Origin of the sequence: Collinsella sp. (assembly GCF_052346665.1) — a bacterium.
Lineage (GTDB): Bacteria > Actinomycetota > Coriobacteriia > Coriobacteriales > Coriobacteriaceae > Collinsella.
In genome coordinates, this window is record NZ_DAWDUX010000019.1 from 25,528 (window position 1) to 40,820 (window position 15,293).

13 protein-coding genes and 1 pseudogene are annotated in these 15,293 nt (G+C 58.3%); all 14 read left to right on the plus strand.

Translation table 11 applies throughout. The annotated features are described in order from the left end of the window. Positions 1–368 (plus strand): family 1 glycosylhydrolase (locus ACT8II_RS04965; RefSeq protein ID WP_443813163.1); only part of this gene is annotated, 368 nt, incomplete at its 5' end. Positions 369–494: 126 nt separating this feature from the next. Then, complete coding sequence (locus ACT8II_RS04970; protein WP_443813165.1) at positions 495–1,931, plus strand: glycoside hydrolase family 1 protein; 1,437 nt, start codon at positions 495–497, stop codon at positions 1,929–1,931. Further along, on the plus strand, positions 1,931–2,773 hold the full coding sequence (locus ACT8II_RS04975; protein WP_294159693.1) for a Cof-type HAD-IIB family hydrolase: 843 nt from the start codon (positions 1,931–1,933) through the stop codon (positions 2,771–2,773). The genes ACT8II_RS04970 and ACT8II_RS04975 overlap by 1 nt, the downstream gene beginning before the upstream one ends. Before the next feature lie 211 nt (positions 2,774–2,984). Beyond that, entirely contained in the window at positions 2,985–3,392 is a 408-nt protein-coding gene (locus tag ACT8II_RS04980) for a hypothetical protein (RefSeq protein ID WP_443813167.1), read from the plus strand. 48 nt (positions 3,393–3,440) lie between these two features. After that, positions 3,441–4,331: a hypothetical protein gene (locus ACT8II_RS04985; protein ID WP_330005424.1), complete on the plus strand. Its 891-nt coding sequence runs from the start codon at positions 3,441–3,443 to the stop codon at positions 4,329–4,331. A 76-nt stretch (positions 4,332–4,407) separates the two neighbouring features. Next, complete coding sequence (locus ACT8II_RS04990) at positions 4,408–5,307, plus strand: hypothetical protein (RefSeq protein ID WP_443813169.1); 900 nt, start codon at positions 4,408–4,410, stop codon at positions 5,305–5,307. Between the two features lie 75 nt (positions 5,308–5,382). Then, the gene (locus ACT8II_RS04995) at positions 5,383–6,120 is read left to right on the plus strand and encodes an ABC transporter ATP-binding protein (RefSeq protein ID WP_304292596.1); all 738 of its coding nucleotides are present in this window, start codon (positions 5,383–5,385) and stop codon (positions 6,118–6,120) included. A 43-nt stretch (positions 6,121–6,163) separates the two neighbouring features. Then, positions 6,164–8,701: a helix-turn-helix transcriptional regulator gene (locus tag ACT8II_RS05000; RefSeq protein ID WP_443813170.1), complete on the plus strand. Its 2,538-nt coding sequence runs from the start codon at positions 6,164–6,166 to the stop codon at positions 8,699–8,701. Positions 8,702–8,850: 149 nt separating this feature from the next. Further along, a complete protein-coding gene (locus ACT8II_RS05005; RefSeq protein ID WP_443813171.1) occupies positions 8,851–10,146 on the plus strand; it encodes an ATP-binding protein in 1,296 nt (431 codons plus the stop codon). Positions 10,147–10,209: 63 nt separating this feature from the next. Further along, positions 10,210–10,428: pseudogene (locus ACT8II_RS05010) on the plus strand (histidine phosphatase family protein); the annotation flags it as partial. Between the two features lie 206 nt (positions 10,429–10,634). Next, positions 10,635–11,468, plus strand: coding sequence for a PRD domain-containing protein (locus ACT8II_RS05015; protein WP_443813173.1), 834 nt, complete (start codon positions 10,635–10,637; stop codon positions 11,466–11,468). Between the two features lie 97 nt (positions 11,469–11,565). Continuing rightward, positions 11,566–13,005: a PTS transporter subunit EIIC gene (locus tag ACT8II_RS05020; protein WP_294123450.1), complete on the plus strand. Its 1,440-nt coding sequence runs from the start codon at positions 11,566–11,568 to the stop codon at positions 13,003–13,005. Positions 13,006–13,116: 111 nt separating this feature from the next. After that, a complete protein-coding gene (locus ACT8II_RS05025) occupies positions 13,117–14,571 on the plus strand; it encodes a glycoside hydrolase family 1 protein (RefSeq protein WP_443813176.1) in 1,455 nt (484 codons plus the stop codon). 59 nt (positions 14,572–14,630) lie between these two features. Continuing rightward, positions 14,631–15,167 carry a PTS sugar transporter subunit IIA gene (locus ACT8II_RS05030; RefSeq protein WP_443813177.1) on the plus strand — a complete coding sequence of 179 codons (537 nt, stop codon included), beginning with the start codon at positions 14,631–14,633 and terminating at the stop codon, positions 15,165–15,167. Positions 15,168–15,293: the final 126 nt, after the last annotated feature.

Genomic DNA, 15,293 nt, shown 5'->3' on the forward strand with positions numbered 1-15,293 from the left:
GCATCACCCTCAACGACCTCTACGACCGCTATCAGAAGCCGCTGTTCGTGGTGGAGAACGGCCTGGGCGCGAAGGACGTCGTCGAGGAAGACGGCTCCATCAACGACGATTACCGCATCGATTACCTGCGCCAGCACATCGAGGCCATGCGCGATGCGGTGACCGAGGATGGCGTCGACCTGCTCGGCTACACCACGTGGGGCCCCATCGACCTGGTCTCGGCCTCCACGGGCGAGATGTCCAAGCGCTATGGCTTTATCTACGTCGACCGCGACGACGCGGGCAACGGCACGCTTGCGCGCTCCAAGAAGAAGAGCTTCGACTGGTACAAGAAGGTTATCGCCACCAACGGCGAGGACCTTTCCTAACTCGCTCGGCTTTCCCAGGCACCTCACCTCGGCGCGAACCCAAAGGCTTATGTACGCCAGTACACCGCGCCTTTGCGTTCACGCTGATCTGGGGCACCTGGAAAAGCCGGGACAAAGGAGGATGTAATGTTCCCTAAGAATTTCTATTGGGGCGGCGCAACGGCGGCCAATCAGTTCGAGGGCGCGTGGAACGTCGATGGGCGAGGCCCCTCCGTCGACGACCACTTCACCGGCGGTAGCTACGAGAAGCCGCGTGAGATCACGGTCGACATCAAGCCCGACGTGCTCTATCCCAATCACGACGGCATCGACTTCTACCATCATTACGAGGAGGACATCGCGCTGTTCGCTGAGATGGGCTTCAACATGTTCCGCATGTCCATCTCCTGGAGCCGTATCTTCCCCAACGGCGACGACGCCGAGCCCAACGAGGCCGGCCTCGCCTTCTACGACCGCGTCTTCGACTGCTGCCGCGAGCACGGCATCGAGCCGCTCGTGACCCTGTCGCACTACGAGATGCCCTATCACCTGGTCGAGAAGTACAACGGCTGGGCCTCCCGCGAGCTCATCGGCTTCTTCGAGAACTACTGCGCAACCGTGTTCGAGCGCTACCAGAACAAGGTCAAATTCTGGCTCACCTTCAACGAGATCAACTGCGGCACCATGGACATGGGCGCCATGATGGAGACTGGTCTCATTCAGGGCTTTGAGGGCCCGGCGTCTGCCATCAAGACCACGCCGCAGCAGCGCTACCAGGCCCTGCACCATCAGTTCGTGGCGCATGGCCGCGTGGTCAAGCTCGCTCACGAGAAGTACCCGCAGTTCAAGATGGGCAACATGGACTGCTTCATCCTGAGCTACCCTGGTACGTGCGATCCCGCCGACGTGCTCGCCAACGAGCTCGAGATGAACCGCATGAACTGGTACTGCTCCGACGTCCAGGTGCGCGGTGCCTACCCGTTCTACGCCAAGCGTTTCTGGGCCGAAAACGACATCGAGCTCGCGATGGAGCCGGGTGACCTCGAGGATATCGCTGCCGGCAAGGTGGACTTCTACACTTTCTCCTACTACATGTCCGGCACCGTGAGTACGCATGCCGACCATGAGATGACCGAAGGCAACATGACCTTTGGCGGCAAGAACCCCTATCTCAAGAGCACCGACTGGGGCTGGCAGATTGACCCCGAGGGTCTGCGCATCGCTCTCAATATGATTTACGCCCGCTACGAGATTCCGCTGATGGTGGTCGAGAACGGCATGGGCGCCTACGATGAGGTCGAGGCCGACGGCTCGATCCACGACCAGTACCGCATCGATTACCTCAAGAGCCATGTGAAGGCCATGGGCGAGGCCGTCGCCGACGGCGTGGACCTCATCGCCTACACCTGGTGGGGCCCCATCGACCTCGTCTCCGCCGGTACCGGCGAGATGCGCAAGCGCTACGGTTTCATCCACGTGGACAAGTACGACGACGGCACCGGCACCTACGAGCGTCGCCGCAAGGACAGCTTCTTCGCGTACCAGAAAATCATCAAGTCCAACGGCGCCGAGGGGCTCGAGTAATGGCGCAATCCAAGATCGTCTTCCTCGATGTGGACGGTACAATCACCGACTACGAGAACAACGTGCCGCAGTCTGCGAAGGACGCCATCAAGGCGGCCCGCGCCAACGGGCACCGCGTGTACATGTGCACCGGCCGCAGCAAGGCCGAGAATCCACCGGAGATTTGGGAGATCGGCTTCGACGGCATGATCGGCGGCAACGGCTGCTATGTGGAGTCCGAGGGTGAGGTGGTGATGCATCAGCTCATTACGGCGGAGCAGTGCTGCCACATTGTGGACTGGCTGCACGGGCGCGGGCTGGAGTTCTACCTCGAGTCCAACAACGGCCTGTTCGCCAGCGAACGTTTTCGCGAGGCGGCCGGCCCGATCATGAGACTCTACGCCAAGGGCAAGGGTGCCAGTGACGAGGACGCCGAGACCTCGGCCCATGCGTTCATGGACACGCTCATCTACGATGGCGAGCTCTATCGCGACGACCTCAACAAGGTGAGCTTCATCCTGTCGACCTACCAGGATCATTTGGACTCCGTCGAGGAGTTCCCCGATCTGGTGGCGCGCACCTGGGGCGGCAAGGGCGAACATGCCCTGTTTGGCGACCTGGGCGTGAAGGGGCTCGACAAGGCGCACGCCATCCGTGTGCTCGTGGAACACTTGGGCGCGAACATGGCAGACACCATCGCCGTGGGCGACGCCAAGGTCGACATCCCCATGTTCGCGTGCTGCGGCGCGAGCGTGTGCATGGGCAGTGGCGGCGACGAGGCCAAGGCCGCTGCCGATTGGGTCACCACGGATGTGGACGACGACGGCATGTGGAACGCCTTTGTGCACTTGGGACTAATCTAAGAAAGCTCCAAAGTAGACCACGCGAATCTATATACATTGCATTGCGGAACGGCTCCGAAGTACGGGGCCGTTCCGTTTTTACGTAAGGCTGTACGACAGGAAACATGCATTTCATCAGGGGTGTACGACAGACAGAACAGGTATGACGGGTTAAGAATGAACTCGCCGTCGACGACAAAGGGAAAGCCAATAAAAACAAGGAGGGATAGAAATGCGTGGATTGAAGGTTAAGCTGGGTGCGGCTGTTGCATCGGTTTTCTTAGCGGCCTCCGTGTTTGGCGGGGCTGCATTTGGAGCTGATTCAGTACCTTTTGGCTTGAATGAAACGCGAACGTATCCGATACAGATTTATGCCACCACTGGCGGCTATACGCCCGATGTGACTCGGCCTCTAACGCCCAATGGGAATATTAAGGCAAATCTGTCGCGCACCTCCGGTGTCCGTATTCGGGTATGTGATGCTTATGGCTCGGTTCTTTCTTACCCCAAGGCGTGCTACAACGGAACAACAACTGTTTTTATGAATAACTATGGCGGCCAGATATCTACAAGGCCGGAAGCTCAGGCTATCAATGCCAGCCATAGCTTGCAGGGGACCTGGACGTATCGTTTCCCGTAATGGCTCTGTGAAGGGGAGGTTGCACGTGGCAAGCGGATGGATGCTAGGATGTCTCGATCTTTTTTTACGCTGTTGCGCCTATGCACAGGGCGGAAGCTGGTTTGGGCGTTTCTCGCCTGTTTCGCGCTGTTGTTCTATGAGCTCGTTCAGCTGATGCTGACTGCGTACGGAAATGCAGGTCAAGTTGAGATCATGGGCATCGATTTGCCACCTCTCGTTCTGGCGGCGGAGGCCTTTGGGCGCTCCGCCGCCCCGTGGCTCATCGTGCCGTTCGTCGTGTGCGCCTATGCCGAAGAGCACTTGGCAAACGGCTACGTTGTGATGATTCAATCGAACGGTGAAGACGCCAAGGTTCTGGCGCTGAAATTCATATTAGTGGCAACTGCCCTCTCGTTATGCACCGCTGTTGCGATGAGCGTATGTATCCTGTTGGTATGCGCGTTGCTCTGTCGCGGTACGCTTGATGCCGCGTACATGACGAGTCTTGCGAGTGCAGGGGTCCGAGTTCTAACAGATTCCATGGCGATCAATTATGCCGGTGCGATCTTGGTCGGCATGCTTCGGGTGGTAGCGATCGGCGCCGCATCCATGGGCTTTGCCTTGATTGCCCGCTGGAAGCACGCCGGGGTGCTCGCTATTCCCATGATATGGCTCACGCTGTCTTATACCCCCGCAATGACGGTTATCGCTGGAGTATTGGGAACTCTAGGTATGCCGCCGGAGAGGCTGGCGAAACCCGTATATAGCCTGATGGCGTATACGGAGACAAGCGCCACGCTGCATGTGTTTCTTTGCTCCGAGATTTCCTTCTGCCTTGTCGTGCTTGCGGCATCGGTGTTGGTTGCGGTCAAGGCACCGCGTTCTCTCCGAATGAAAGCCGCAGGTGTGACCCAAAAACGATTCGATGAGATGAGGAGGGGTCATGCGCAGTGTCCATAGTGCGTCTTCAGCGTTCCGACGGCTTGTCAGTTTCGAGCTGCGGAGGTTCGTGACACCGTTCCGTATGGTATTGACGATGGTTTCCCTCGTTGCGATGGTTGTGCTTGCGCGGGGCAACTTGCTGCAGCAGATGGCGATCGCGGCGCCTCAACTCGCCGACGATGGCATGAGCGTTTCGCCGACTGCTTTTGATATGGCATATCTGGCCCTCAACAACCAGTTGATAACGGGGATTATCCTTCCGATTGTGTGCGGCATTCTGTGCTCCGATCTTGTAGCGCGAGATTATTCGGGTGGGATGCGCACTCTGATTGCGTGCGAGACGCGGGGCGCTTCGACGTATGTAGCGGCAAAACTTGTTACCGCGGCAGTTGTGTGTCAGGGCGTCGTACTACTCTTCATTGCCGCATGCATCCTGGTGTCATGCCTCTTGCTCGATCTCCCCATTGCGATTGAACCTTCTGCATGGCTGGCATCGAGTGGGCCGCAGGACAGTATTTGGGCTCAATACGGGCCAATTCCCATGGGCTGGAATTACGCCGCGCTCATTGTTGCGCTTGTCTTGGGTTTTGGGGCGCTTGAAACTGTATTGTCGTGGACTGCCATGGCGGTATGCTCTTTTTTGAAATCTCCAAGCGCGGCTCCGTTGGTTGTTGCTCTGTTTTATGTGATTGCCTCGCAGTTCGAGTCACTGGTCACAAGTTTGGGGATGTTGCTGGGGATTACCTCTTGGATCAAAACGATAGGCTGGATTGTCGATCGCCTGTGTCTGGTGAACTACCGATTGGGGGCTTCATTTTTTCAGGAGTTTGCCGGTGGCGCATATCAGGGGTATATCGCGGTCGCTTCGGATGTTGCAGCGGGCACGTATCCGATTAACAACTGGGCGAGTTTGCTGTCGATGCTTGCGGTTCTATCGGCCATTTCGATGGTGCTGCTTCTTGTCCACGAAAGAAGGCTTCACGGGCGAGCGTGACGCCTCGCATACGCGGAATTGTAGATAGATGGTTTTGAACGTATTGGGGCGATAGAGGGATGAGGTGGTAGAGAGATGGGGGCCTCCACGTCTGTCATCGGTGGTGGACCGGCGATTTCCCTGAGAAACGTGAGCGTTTCGTACAGGGATCGAATTGTTTTCTCCAATGCTTCTCTTGAGGCGAAAAGGGGAGACGTTATCGGGTTTATGGGACCCAACGGCGCGGGAAAAAGCACGATGCTGCGCGTGCTGGCAGGTCTTGTTGTTCCCCGCCAGGGAAGCGGGCAGGTGCTCGGTCATGCGCTGGGAGAACATCGTCATGTTCCTTTTGGCATCATGCTGGAAACCCCTCCGTTCATTGAAGAGAAGACGGGGAGGGAGAACCTTGTTCTCCTTGCGAAGCTCAGGGGCGTCGCAAGCGGAGATATTCAAAAGTACTGCGATGCATGCATGAGGACGGTTGGTCTGGATCCCAAGCTCAATGTCCCAGTCAAGTCCTATTCGCAGGGAATGAGAAAGCGCCTCGCTTTGGCTCAGTCATTGCTCGCCGCTCCTCCTCTTTACCTGTTTGACGAGCCAATGAACGGTTTGGATCCGCTCGGTGTGATAACTCTGCGCAACTGTATCCAAAAGCTCGCAAATCGCGGTGCGGTTGTCGTGGTGTCCAGTCATCTGCTCAGCGAGCTCGAGCGAGTCTGCACGAAGGTGTATATGTTTAATAAAGGTGCCGTTTTTCCAGTGGCGCCGCAGGGCGGCGAATCGGGCTGGCTTGAACGGGTGTATGTGAACAGTGTCTTGGGAAGAGAGCAATAGAGAAATGAGGGATGGGGGCAAGTTTCTTGGTGCCTTGAGCACGGTGGCTGCCGCATCCGTGCTTCTCATCTGCGGTGTTGCCGCGTGCGGCTTATTGTGGAATGCAGTTGTTCCAGTTCCACAGCGGTTGCTCTTGGTTGTTTTTGGTGGCAAGTGGAGCGATTTGACCATGATCGCACGGGCGATTGCCGGAACCTTGCCCCTCTGTGTTTCATTTTCCCTGATGTGTTCGACACGCATGCGAACGGCGTTCGTCCGCCTGTTATCGCGAAATGGCGAAGAGGAGTGTGTCAAAAAATCCCGGTACTTCAACGCCGCTTTTCCTCAGAAGATGCGGTTACTGTTCCCCGCGATGTTGGGCGCCGCACTGTTGGTGGCTGTGTACGAAGTAATGACGGGTTGGATTCGCGTGATGCCGAACGGCTCTCATGTGTGGGCGATAGGGGTTATCCCTGTGGAGCCTCGATGGGTGCTCGTGGTGGCGTTGGCTGTGTTCGCCGGCATGGTTGCGCTCTATTATCTCTCGGTTGGTGGGCCTCGGCTTGCATTGGCTGCTGCTGCGATTGGAGGCCTTGCGGTCCTTGCTTTTTGCGCGTTTGACTGCTCGCCCGGCATGTTGCCCCTTTTGTTTTCGCTTCTGTTTGGGCTGAACATGATCGGGGCGGTCTTCTCTGTGTGGGGAGATGAGCCGCGCGCGCTTCGAGTGCTTGCCTGCGTTGAATTGGTGCCTGTGCTTACGCTCGTTGCTTCTGTGGGGGAGCAAATGGCCGGTCTTCTGGTTGACGGAACCTCTGCGCACGGCATGCCAGAAGTTGTTTTGCTTGCAGCATTGGATGGATGTTCCGTCCTCGCTTTGTTCTTGCGTGCTTTCGTCACGCGGGGTCGATATGTGGAAGAATCGCGCGAGGAGAAGTGTGTTTTGGTTTCCCCTGAATCGCTTGCGGAACAATTGGGTCCTTTCAACCTGTCTGAACGCGAGCTGTTCGTGTTGATGGAAAGCCTCCGAGGTAGATCTTTGGCCTCCATAGCCAAGGAACTCGGCGTATCACGATCAACGGCGGGAACGTACCGTTTGCGAGCGTATGCAAAGGCAGGCGTCGAGTCGCTTGATGAGGCGCGCGCCAAGTTCACCACGCCCAAGTCGGTACAGACGGCCGAGGTGATGGGGAGGGGTCCTTGCCCAGTGCGTCGGAGCGTCGCTGCTTTGGGTTTGGTGGCATGGTTCGCGCTGGCTGGGTCACTCTTACTACCGTGGAGCGGGTCACGTGCGTGGTTGTGCGACGAGGTGTGGTCGACATTGCCGTCGCTTCTGCTTATGCTGGCATCTTGCTATCTCATTTTCAGCAATCAAGTAGATTCGAGAAAGATGCGACGCGGTATGCTTCGGTATGCCGCGGTGTGTTCCGCACTGATTGTTCCTGTGTCATGTGCGCTGTCTGGCCGTATAGCTACCACTGGGATTCTCCCAGTTCTTTTCAGCTCGTTGGCGTTGTCCGCGCTCGTGGTGGGTTTTGAAAGCGTGGTTAATCTTGCGCGACGTGCTCATTGCGGGATTGTGGAATGCGCCGCGGTGGCTGCCATGGTTCTTTCCGTTTCATCTGCAACGGCTGTGTGGTATACGGTTGCGATCGCAACGTCCGCGGCAATTCTGTGCACGTTGTTAGCGTGGGTTGTGCGCACTGAGAAGCGAGGCGACGAGACCTCGATGCCTGAGGATGTGCGTACGGGTGACTCGAAGACAATGACTCAGACCGTCGGTTTCTTTCCGCGCAGAGAGCAGGCGTTTTGCATCATTGCGGGCTTTTCAATGGTGGGGTGGGGTTTCTACCAGATTAACGAAGTCGCTGTTTTAAACGTCGATGCCATAGCAAGCTTGCCACCGATCTTCTTTGCGTGTTCGACCCTCCTGTACACGAGTGCGCTCTTCTTCATCTGGAATCGCTATGTGAGGAATCGAGAAGTGCTCCTGGCGAGTTTTATTGCGATCATCTGGTTTGCTTCGGCCATGGTGATTATCGGACTGCAGTATTTGGGCTGTCATAACGATGCCTCTCCGATGGGGCACATGATGATCGGTTTTCCGTGCATGGTGCTCGCTGGCATGTCCGTTGACGCACTCCTGTCCTTCCAGGAACAACATAGCTGCAAATCGTTTAGATTTGCCTATCCGGTGGTGCTTCTCGTTGGGCTGGCGATATGGTGTGGAGGTATCGTTGTTGCGGACGCGGCGAAAGCCTTTGCATCGCAGGAAATATCTACGGTATGCATTGTCGCCGGGGGAGCTATGGGGTTCGTGGGCCTTGTGGACACAGGGCGTACGCTGCATAAACGGACAGCATTGAGCTCTACAAGTTCTGAGGCAGTTATTGATGTCCTGATAGGGGCAGGGCTCACGCCGTCTGAGGCGCGGGTAGCGCTGCTGGTGTGTAGCGGCCTCGCTGCCCGAGAGGCGGCAGGAGTGCTATGCGTCGAGTGTAGTACGGTGCGATCGCATTTGAGGAGTGTGTACGCGAAATTAGCGGTGCATACGAGGGCGGAGCTCGAGGTCGCGGTTGCTGCGCTTGTGCGCGAGCACATGTGATGCTATACAGATTGTTGTGCTAAAGGGCAGAAATCGTGCGTATATGTGATCTAAAATCCTATGAAAACGTGTGAGATATCATAGAATTATCCTATGAAAACGTGTATTACTGGAGGTGGGCAATGAAGCGTCTTCATATGGATTGCCTGATGGCATGGTATAGGGATCCTAAGCGTAAGCCACTTATCCTAGACGGTGCTCGCCAGGTGGGAAAGACGTGGTTGGTCAAGGAATTCGGCCGCATGACGTTCGCCAAGACCGCTTACATCAACCTCATGGACAACGAGCGCATGGCCTCTCTGTTCGCATCGGATATTTCTCCCCAGCGCCTCATCCCCGCGCTGTCTATAGAGTCCGGCGTTGCCATCGATGCCTCCGACACGCTTATCGTCCTTGATGAGGTCCAGGAGGTGCCACGCGCCCTCACTTCGCTCAAGTTCTTTTGCGAGAACGCACCGGAATACGCTGTGATCGCAACGGGTTCCTCCATGGGGGTGACATTACACCAGGGAACGTCGTATCCCGTCGGCAAGGTGCAGCTGCAGCATCTATACCCCATGACGTTCTGCGAGTTCCTAGACGCGAGCGGCATGGACAATCTTTCCCGGCTCATCATGGCGGGCGATTTAGAGCTCATGCGGGTGTTCCACGATCAACTTGTTGAGCAGCTGCGTTTCTACTTGCTGGTTGGGGGTATGCCCGAGGTCGTCCAGCAGTATGTCGCATCGCTTCCGGGGATCGATTTTGACGTACTGCGAACAAAGCAGGTGCAAATGCTTGCTGATTATCGCGCGGACTTTTCCAAGCATGAAGAGAACATGCCGCGAGGGCTCGTAGCTCGCCTGAACCAGGTTTGGAACTCTCTTCCGTCTCAGCTTGCACGCGAGAACAAGAAGTTTCTGTATAACGCCGTTCGCAGTGGTGGACGGGGAAGGGATTTTGAGCTGGCGATCGAATGGTTAAAGGACTGCTCGCTCGTGCATAAAGTCACCAAGGTAAACCCGCCGTTGTATCCGCTCGCGCTTCACGAGGACTTCGATCAATTCAAGCTGTTCGTTTCGGACGTCGGCTTGCTCAGTGCGGCGTTAGGAATAGACGTGCGTGCAGCTCTGGATAGTGACAGATTGTTTGGCGAGGCGCAGGGTTGCCTTGCAGAGCAGTACGTGTGCCAGCAGTTGGTGGCAATGGGCGTACAGTGCCATTATTGGCAGGCAGATAACTCAAGTGCCGAACTTGACTTTGTTATCCAGCATGCCGGTCGGGCTTTACCGGTGGAGGTGAAGTCGGGCATCAATTTGCGTTCGCGTAGCCTCAAAAGCGCGATCAATCGATTTGGCTATGAGCATGCACTGCGTTTTTCGGCAGCCCGCCCCGGTACCGATGGGGCGATCCACGACATCCCGCTCTACGCACTTGAGGCGCGCGATGCGTGGCTTCCTCAATAGAAAGTCCGCACTTGCCTTCGAGCTCGCTCCAAGGTCTAGGATGACGAGCTTGAGTTCCGCAATCGCCTGTTCACCACTATCACCGATCTCATGCGCCGCCCCGGCTACGAGAACGTGCTCATGGTGAGCCATGGTGCCGCGTGTGCCCAGTTCCCGCGCGCGCTTGGCGTTGAGCTCACCGAAAAGCTCGGTAGGCGTATCGGGAATTGCGGGATATTCATCTACGAGTTCGATGGCGACTCTGGGTTCGAGCTGCTCGACGCGATCAATCCGAACGAGTAGCGGCTCGCAAGGCGGAGATTGACGTCTACCGTTTGCCGCCGAATAGCTACCGTTTGCGACTCGCTGTTAGAATTATGCAGAAGTGACTTATACAATATGAGAACAGCAGCAAGGTTGTTACTCTCCGGGAGGCATCACTTGCGCACTCAAGTCCGGGGGCCTTGTGGTCGCCGTTCGTGCGCAGAGATGGTTCGGGGAGTTTTTTCATGCTTATCCTCAAGAAGATCAACAACAACGTCGCCCTCGCGTCGACCGACGCGGGCGAAGAGGTCGTTGTTTTCGGCAAGGGCGTGGGTTTCCACGAGATGCCCTACGAACTTGAGGACGAGTCCGTTATCCAGCGCGTCTTCCGCGATGTGGACGAGAAGTCAATCGACGGGTTCGAGGGCATCTCCGATGAGGTCCTCCTCGTTGCGTCCGACATCGTCGCATTGGCGGACAAGGCTCTCGACTGCAAACTCGCCGGCAATCTCGTCATAAGTCTCGCGGACCATCTCCAATATGCGGTCGAGCGCGCGGGTGAGGGTGTGGCCATCGAAAATCCCCTGTCCCACGAGGTCGCCTTCGTGTATCCGCGCGAGACCGAGCTTGGCCGTCGCGGCATTGAAGTCGTGCGCGAGCGCTTGGGCGTGGAGCTTCCGGAGAGCGAAGTGACCTCCATCGCCTTGCACCTTGTCAACGCCGAGGTCGACGGCATGGGCAGCGCCCAGGACATGGACCCCGTTATGAAGAGCACCGTCATCCTCGAGCGCGCCACGCAGATCATCGAGGGCCAGCTTGGCCAAACGCTCGACCGCACCTCCTACGCGTACGTCCGCTTCGTGGCGCACCTGCGTTTCCTCATCCGCCGCCTTATGCGGGGTAGCTGCAAGGAGACCGAGAACTCGGGTCTGTTCCGCCAGGCGGCTCGCGATTTCCCCGACGCCTACCGTTGCGCCGCGGGCGTGAACGAATACCTCAAACGCGATTACAACTGGAGCTGCTCCGACGAGGAGATGCTCTACCTCATGATGCACGTCAACCGCCTACGACAGGGTTGATCACGCACATCCAGTCGTCATATCGCACATGCCAGGGCCCGGCCAGGCGATGGACAAATAGGTTTGATCAGATTCTTTGGAGAGAAAGGACTGAGACATGGCAGGAAAGTACGACGACCTCGCGCGCGCCATTCTTGAGAATGTGGGCGGCAAGGAGAACGTCAACAGCGTCGCGCATTGCATCACCCGCGTGCGCTTCAAGCTCAAGGACGAGGGCAAGGCTAACACCGAGGCCATCGAGAAGCTCGAGGGCGTAATCAAGGTCATGCAGGCCAACGGCCAGTACCAGGTCGTGGTGGGCAATAAGGTTGAGGACGTATACGATGCCGTCGTCGCTGTGGGCGGTCTTGTCGCGGGCGGGGAGATCGACGCCGAGGACGACGCACCCAAGGGAATTGCCGCCAAGGCCATTGACCTCATCTCGGGTATCTTCGCCCCCATGCTCGGCACCTTCGCGGCCGCCGGTATCATGAAGGGCATCCTTGCCGCCATCACTCAGTTCGTCCCTGAGTTCGCCAACGATGGCGCTTACACCATTCTGTACACCATCGCCGACGGCATGTTCTATTTCCTGCCGGTCATTTTGGCGTACACCGCCTCCAAGAAGTTCAGGATGAACGAGTTCACGGGCATGGCAATCGGCCTTGCGCTCGTGTATCCCACGATGGTCGCCCTTACCGGCGGCGAGGTCGTGGGCAGCATCGATCTCGGCTTCGCTGGAACCTTCTCTTGGTACGCCACGTTCCTGGGCATCCCTATCATCATGCCCGCCTCCGGTTATACGAGTTCGGTTATTCCGATCATCCTCATGATCTGGTTCGGCTCCACCGTGGAGCACTGGTGCAAGAAGTGGATGCCCGCGTCCGTCAAGATGTTCTTCACGCCCCTCGTCACCATGACCGCCTCGATTGTGCTCGGCTATTTGGTCATCGGCCCCATCGCCACGCTGATCACCAACCTTCTGTCCCTGATCTTCTCCGCCCTGTTTGGCCTGCCCGTTATCGGCTCCGTGCTCGGCTGCACCATCGTCGGCGCGTTCTGGATGTGTCTCGTGATCTTCGGATTCCACTGGAGCCTCGTGCCCATCGCGCTCGTGAACCTCACCACGCTGGGTTATGACTACATTCTTGGTGCCGTGATCGCCCACTCCTTCTCCTTGGGCGCCGTGCTCTTTGCCATGTATCTCAAGAACAAGGACGAGAACTTCCGCGGCATCTGCCTGCCCGCCATCATTTCCTCCTTCTTCTTCGGCGTGACCGAGCCCGCCATCTACGGCGTCGCCCTTCCCGACAAGAAGGCCTTCGTGGTTGCGAGCATCGGCTCCGCCGTGGGCGGTCTCATCATCGGCCTCACGGGTGCCATGGTGTACATCTCCGGTGGTCTGGGTGTCTTCAACTGGCTGTCCTTCCTCCCGACCGACCCTGCGAGCACCGTGGGCATCATGCACATGGTCTGGGCGATCGTCGCCTCCCTCGCCGGTGCCGCCGTGGGCTTCGTGATCGAGTACGCGACCTATAAGCCGGAGGCCGCCAAGTAGGCGTCCGCTCCCGGCTGTGCGTCTGCACGTACCGTATAGCGAATGGCGAATAACAGCCCGGCGCGTTCGGCTCATCCCGGGCGCGCCGGGCCCATGCGAAAGGAGATCATCATGGCGAACTTCCCGAAAGGCTTCCTCTGGGGTGGCGCTACCGCCGCCAACCAGTGCGAGGGCGGTTACAACGAGGGCGGCAAGGGCCTCGGCGTGCCGGACATCATGACCGGCGGTACGGTGAGCGAGCCGCGCCACATCACCGACGGCATCCTGCCCGGGCGTCATTACCCCAGCCACGAGGCCGTTGACATGTACCATCACTACCTCGATGACATCAAGCTCTTCGGCGAAATGGGCTTCAAGTGCTACCGCATGTCCATCAACTGGAGCCGCATCTTCCCCATGGGCGATGAGGCGGAGCCCAATCAGGCGGGTGTGGAGTTTTACCGTCGGGTATTCGAGGCCTGCCGCGAGCAGGGCATCGAGCCCATGGTGACGCTGTCGCACTACGAGCTGCCCTATGGCCTGTCCAAGAACTACGGCGGGTGGAAGAACCCTGCGCTCATCGAGTTTTACCTCAACTACGCCCGCACCGTCATGACGGAGTACCGCGGCCTAGTGAAGTACTGGCTCACCTTCAACGAGATCAACTGCCTGCTCATGGGCGGATTTGGCGGCGTGATGGGCGGCGGCATGGTACCGGAGGAGCTCGAGGACGTGCCCATGACCTTCGGCGCGTGCGACTGGGACGACCCTCAGGCGCGATTCGACGCCCTGCACAACCAGTTCCTGGCGAGCGCGAAGTGCGTGGTCATGGCGCATGAGATCGACCCTGAGAACAAGGTGGGCTGCATGATCGCCGGCAACGCCACCTATCCGCGCACCTGCAACCCCGCCGATGTGCTGAAGGCGCAGCGTGAGCAGCGCGAGCACAACTTTTACTGCGGCGACGTCCAGGTGCGCGGCGCGTACCCCTCGTGGGCGCCGTCCCTGTGGAAGCGCGAGGGCGTGAAGATCGAGGTAAGCGATGAGGACGCCGCCACGCTCAAGGCGGGCACGGTGGACTTCTACTCCTTCAGCTATTACATGAGCGCCACCGCCTCCGCCGACCCCAAGGCAAGCGAGGGCGGCAATATCTTCGGTGGCGCCGGCAACCCCTATCTCGAGAAGAGCGATTGGGGCTGGGCGATCGACCCCGAGGGCCTCAAGTATTACCTGGAGGAGGTCTACGACCGCTACCAGATTCCACTTATGATCGTGGAGAACGGGCTGGGAGCCGTGGACGAGGTCGAGGCGGACGGCTCCATTCACGACCCGTATCGCATCGACTACCTGCGCCGCCACATCGAGCAGATGGACGAGGCCATCGCGGACGGCGTCGATCTCATGGGTTACACCATGTGGGGCTGCATTGACCTTGTGTCTGCCTCGACCGGTGAGATGAAGAAGCGCTACGGCTTCATTTACGTCGACAAGGACAATGACGGCAACGGCACGCTCGCGCGCAGCCGCAAGGACTCGTTCCATTGGTACAAGAAGGTCATCGCCAGCAACGGCGAGGATTTGGCGTAAAATAAGCTACATTGCATGAGCGCTGTCGAGCGCACGCACGGAACAACAAGGAGAATCTCATGGGCCTGTTCGACATATTCAAGAAGAAGGAAGCCCCCGCTGCTCCGGCAGCTCCCGCCGCCATTGACGCCCAGGCAGGTGCCGACGTGCTTTGCGCGCCGGTTTCCGGTAAGGCCATCAAGATGGTCGATGTGTCCGACCCGGTGTTCTCCGGTGAGGTCCTCGGCAAGGGCTGCGCCGTGTGGCCTGAGGGCGATATCGTCTACGCCCCGGTTTCCGGCAAGGTCACCGTCACCATGGGTCACGCCGTTGGCATCATGTCCGATTCCGGCATCGAGGTCCTCGTGCACGTGGGTGTCGACACCGTCAACCTGCAGGGCAAGGGCTTTACCGGCTACGTTGGCCAGGGCGACCAGGTTGTCGCTGGCCAGCCCGTGCTCAAGATGGACCGCGCTGTCATCGCCGAAGCCGGCTACAAGGACTGTGTGGTGCTCGCCGTTTCCAACAGCGCCGAGTTCGAGGCAGTCGAGATGACCGTCGAGCCCGAGGCTTCCGTCGCCGCCGGTGCCGCCGTGGTCAAGGTCGTCCGCAAGTAGGTTATCGCGCGAGACGCATGTTCACGAGGTGCTTGCGTCGCCACATGAAAGAGGGCGTCGGGTGGTGAGCATGTGAACTGCGCCCCGAAACTTGGACGCGATAAATCATAACCGCTAAGCGGCCTC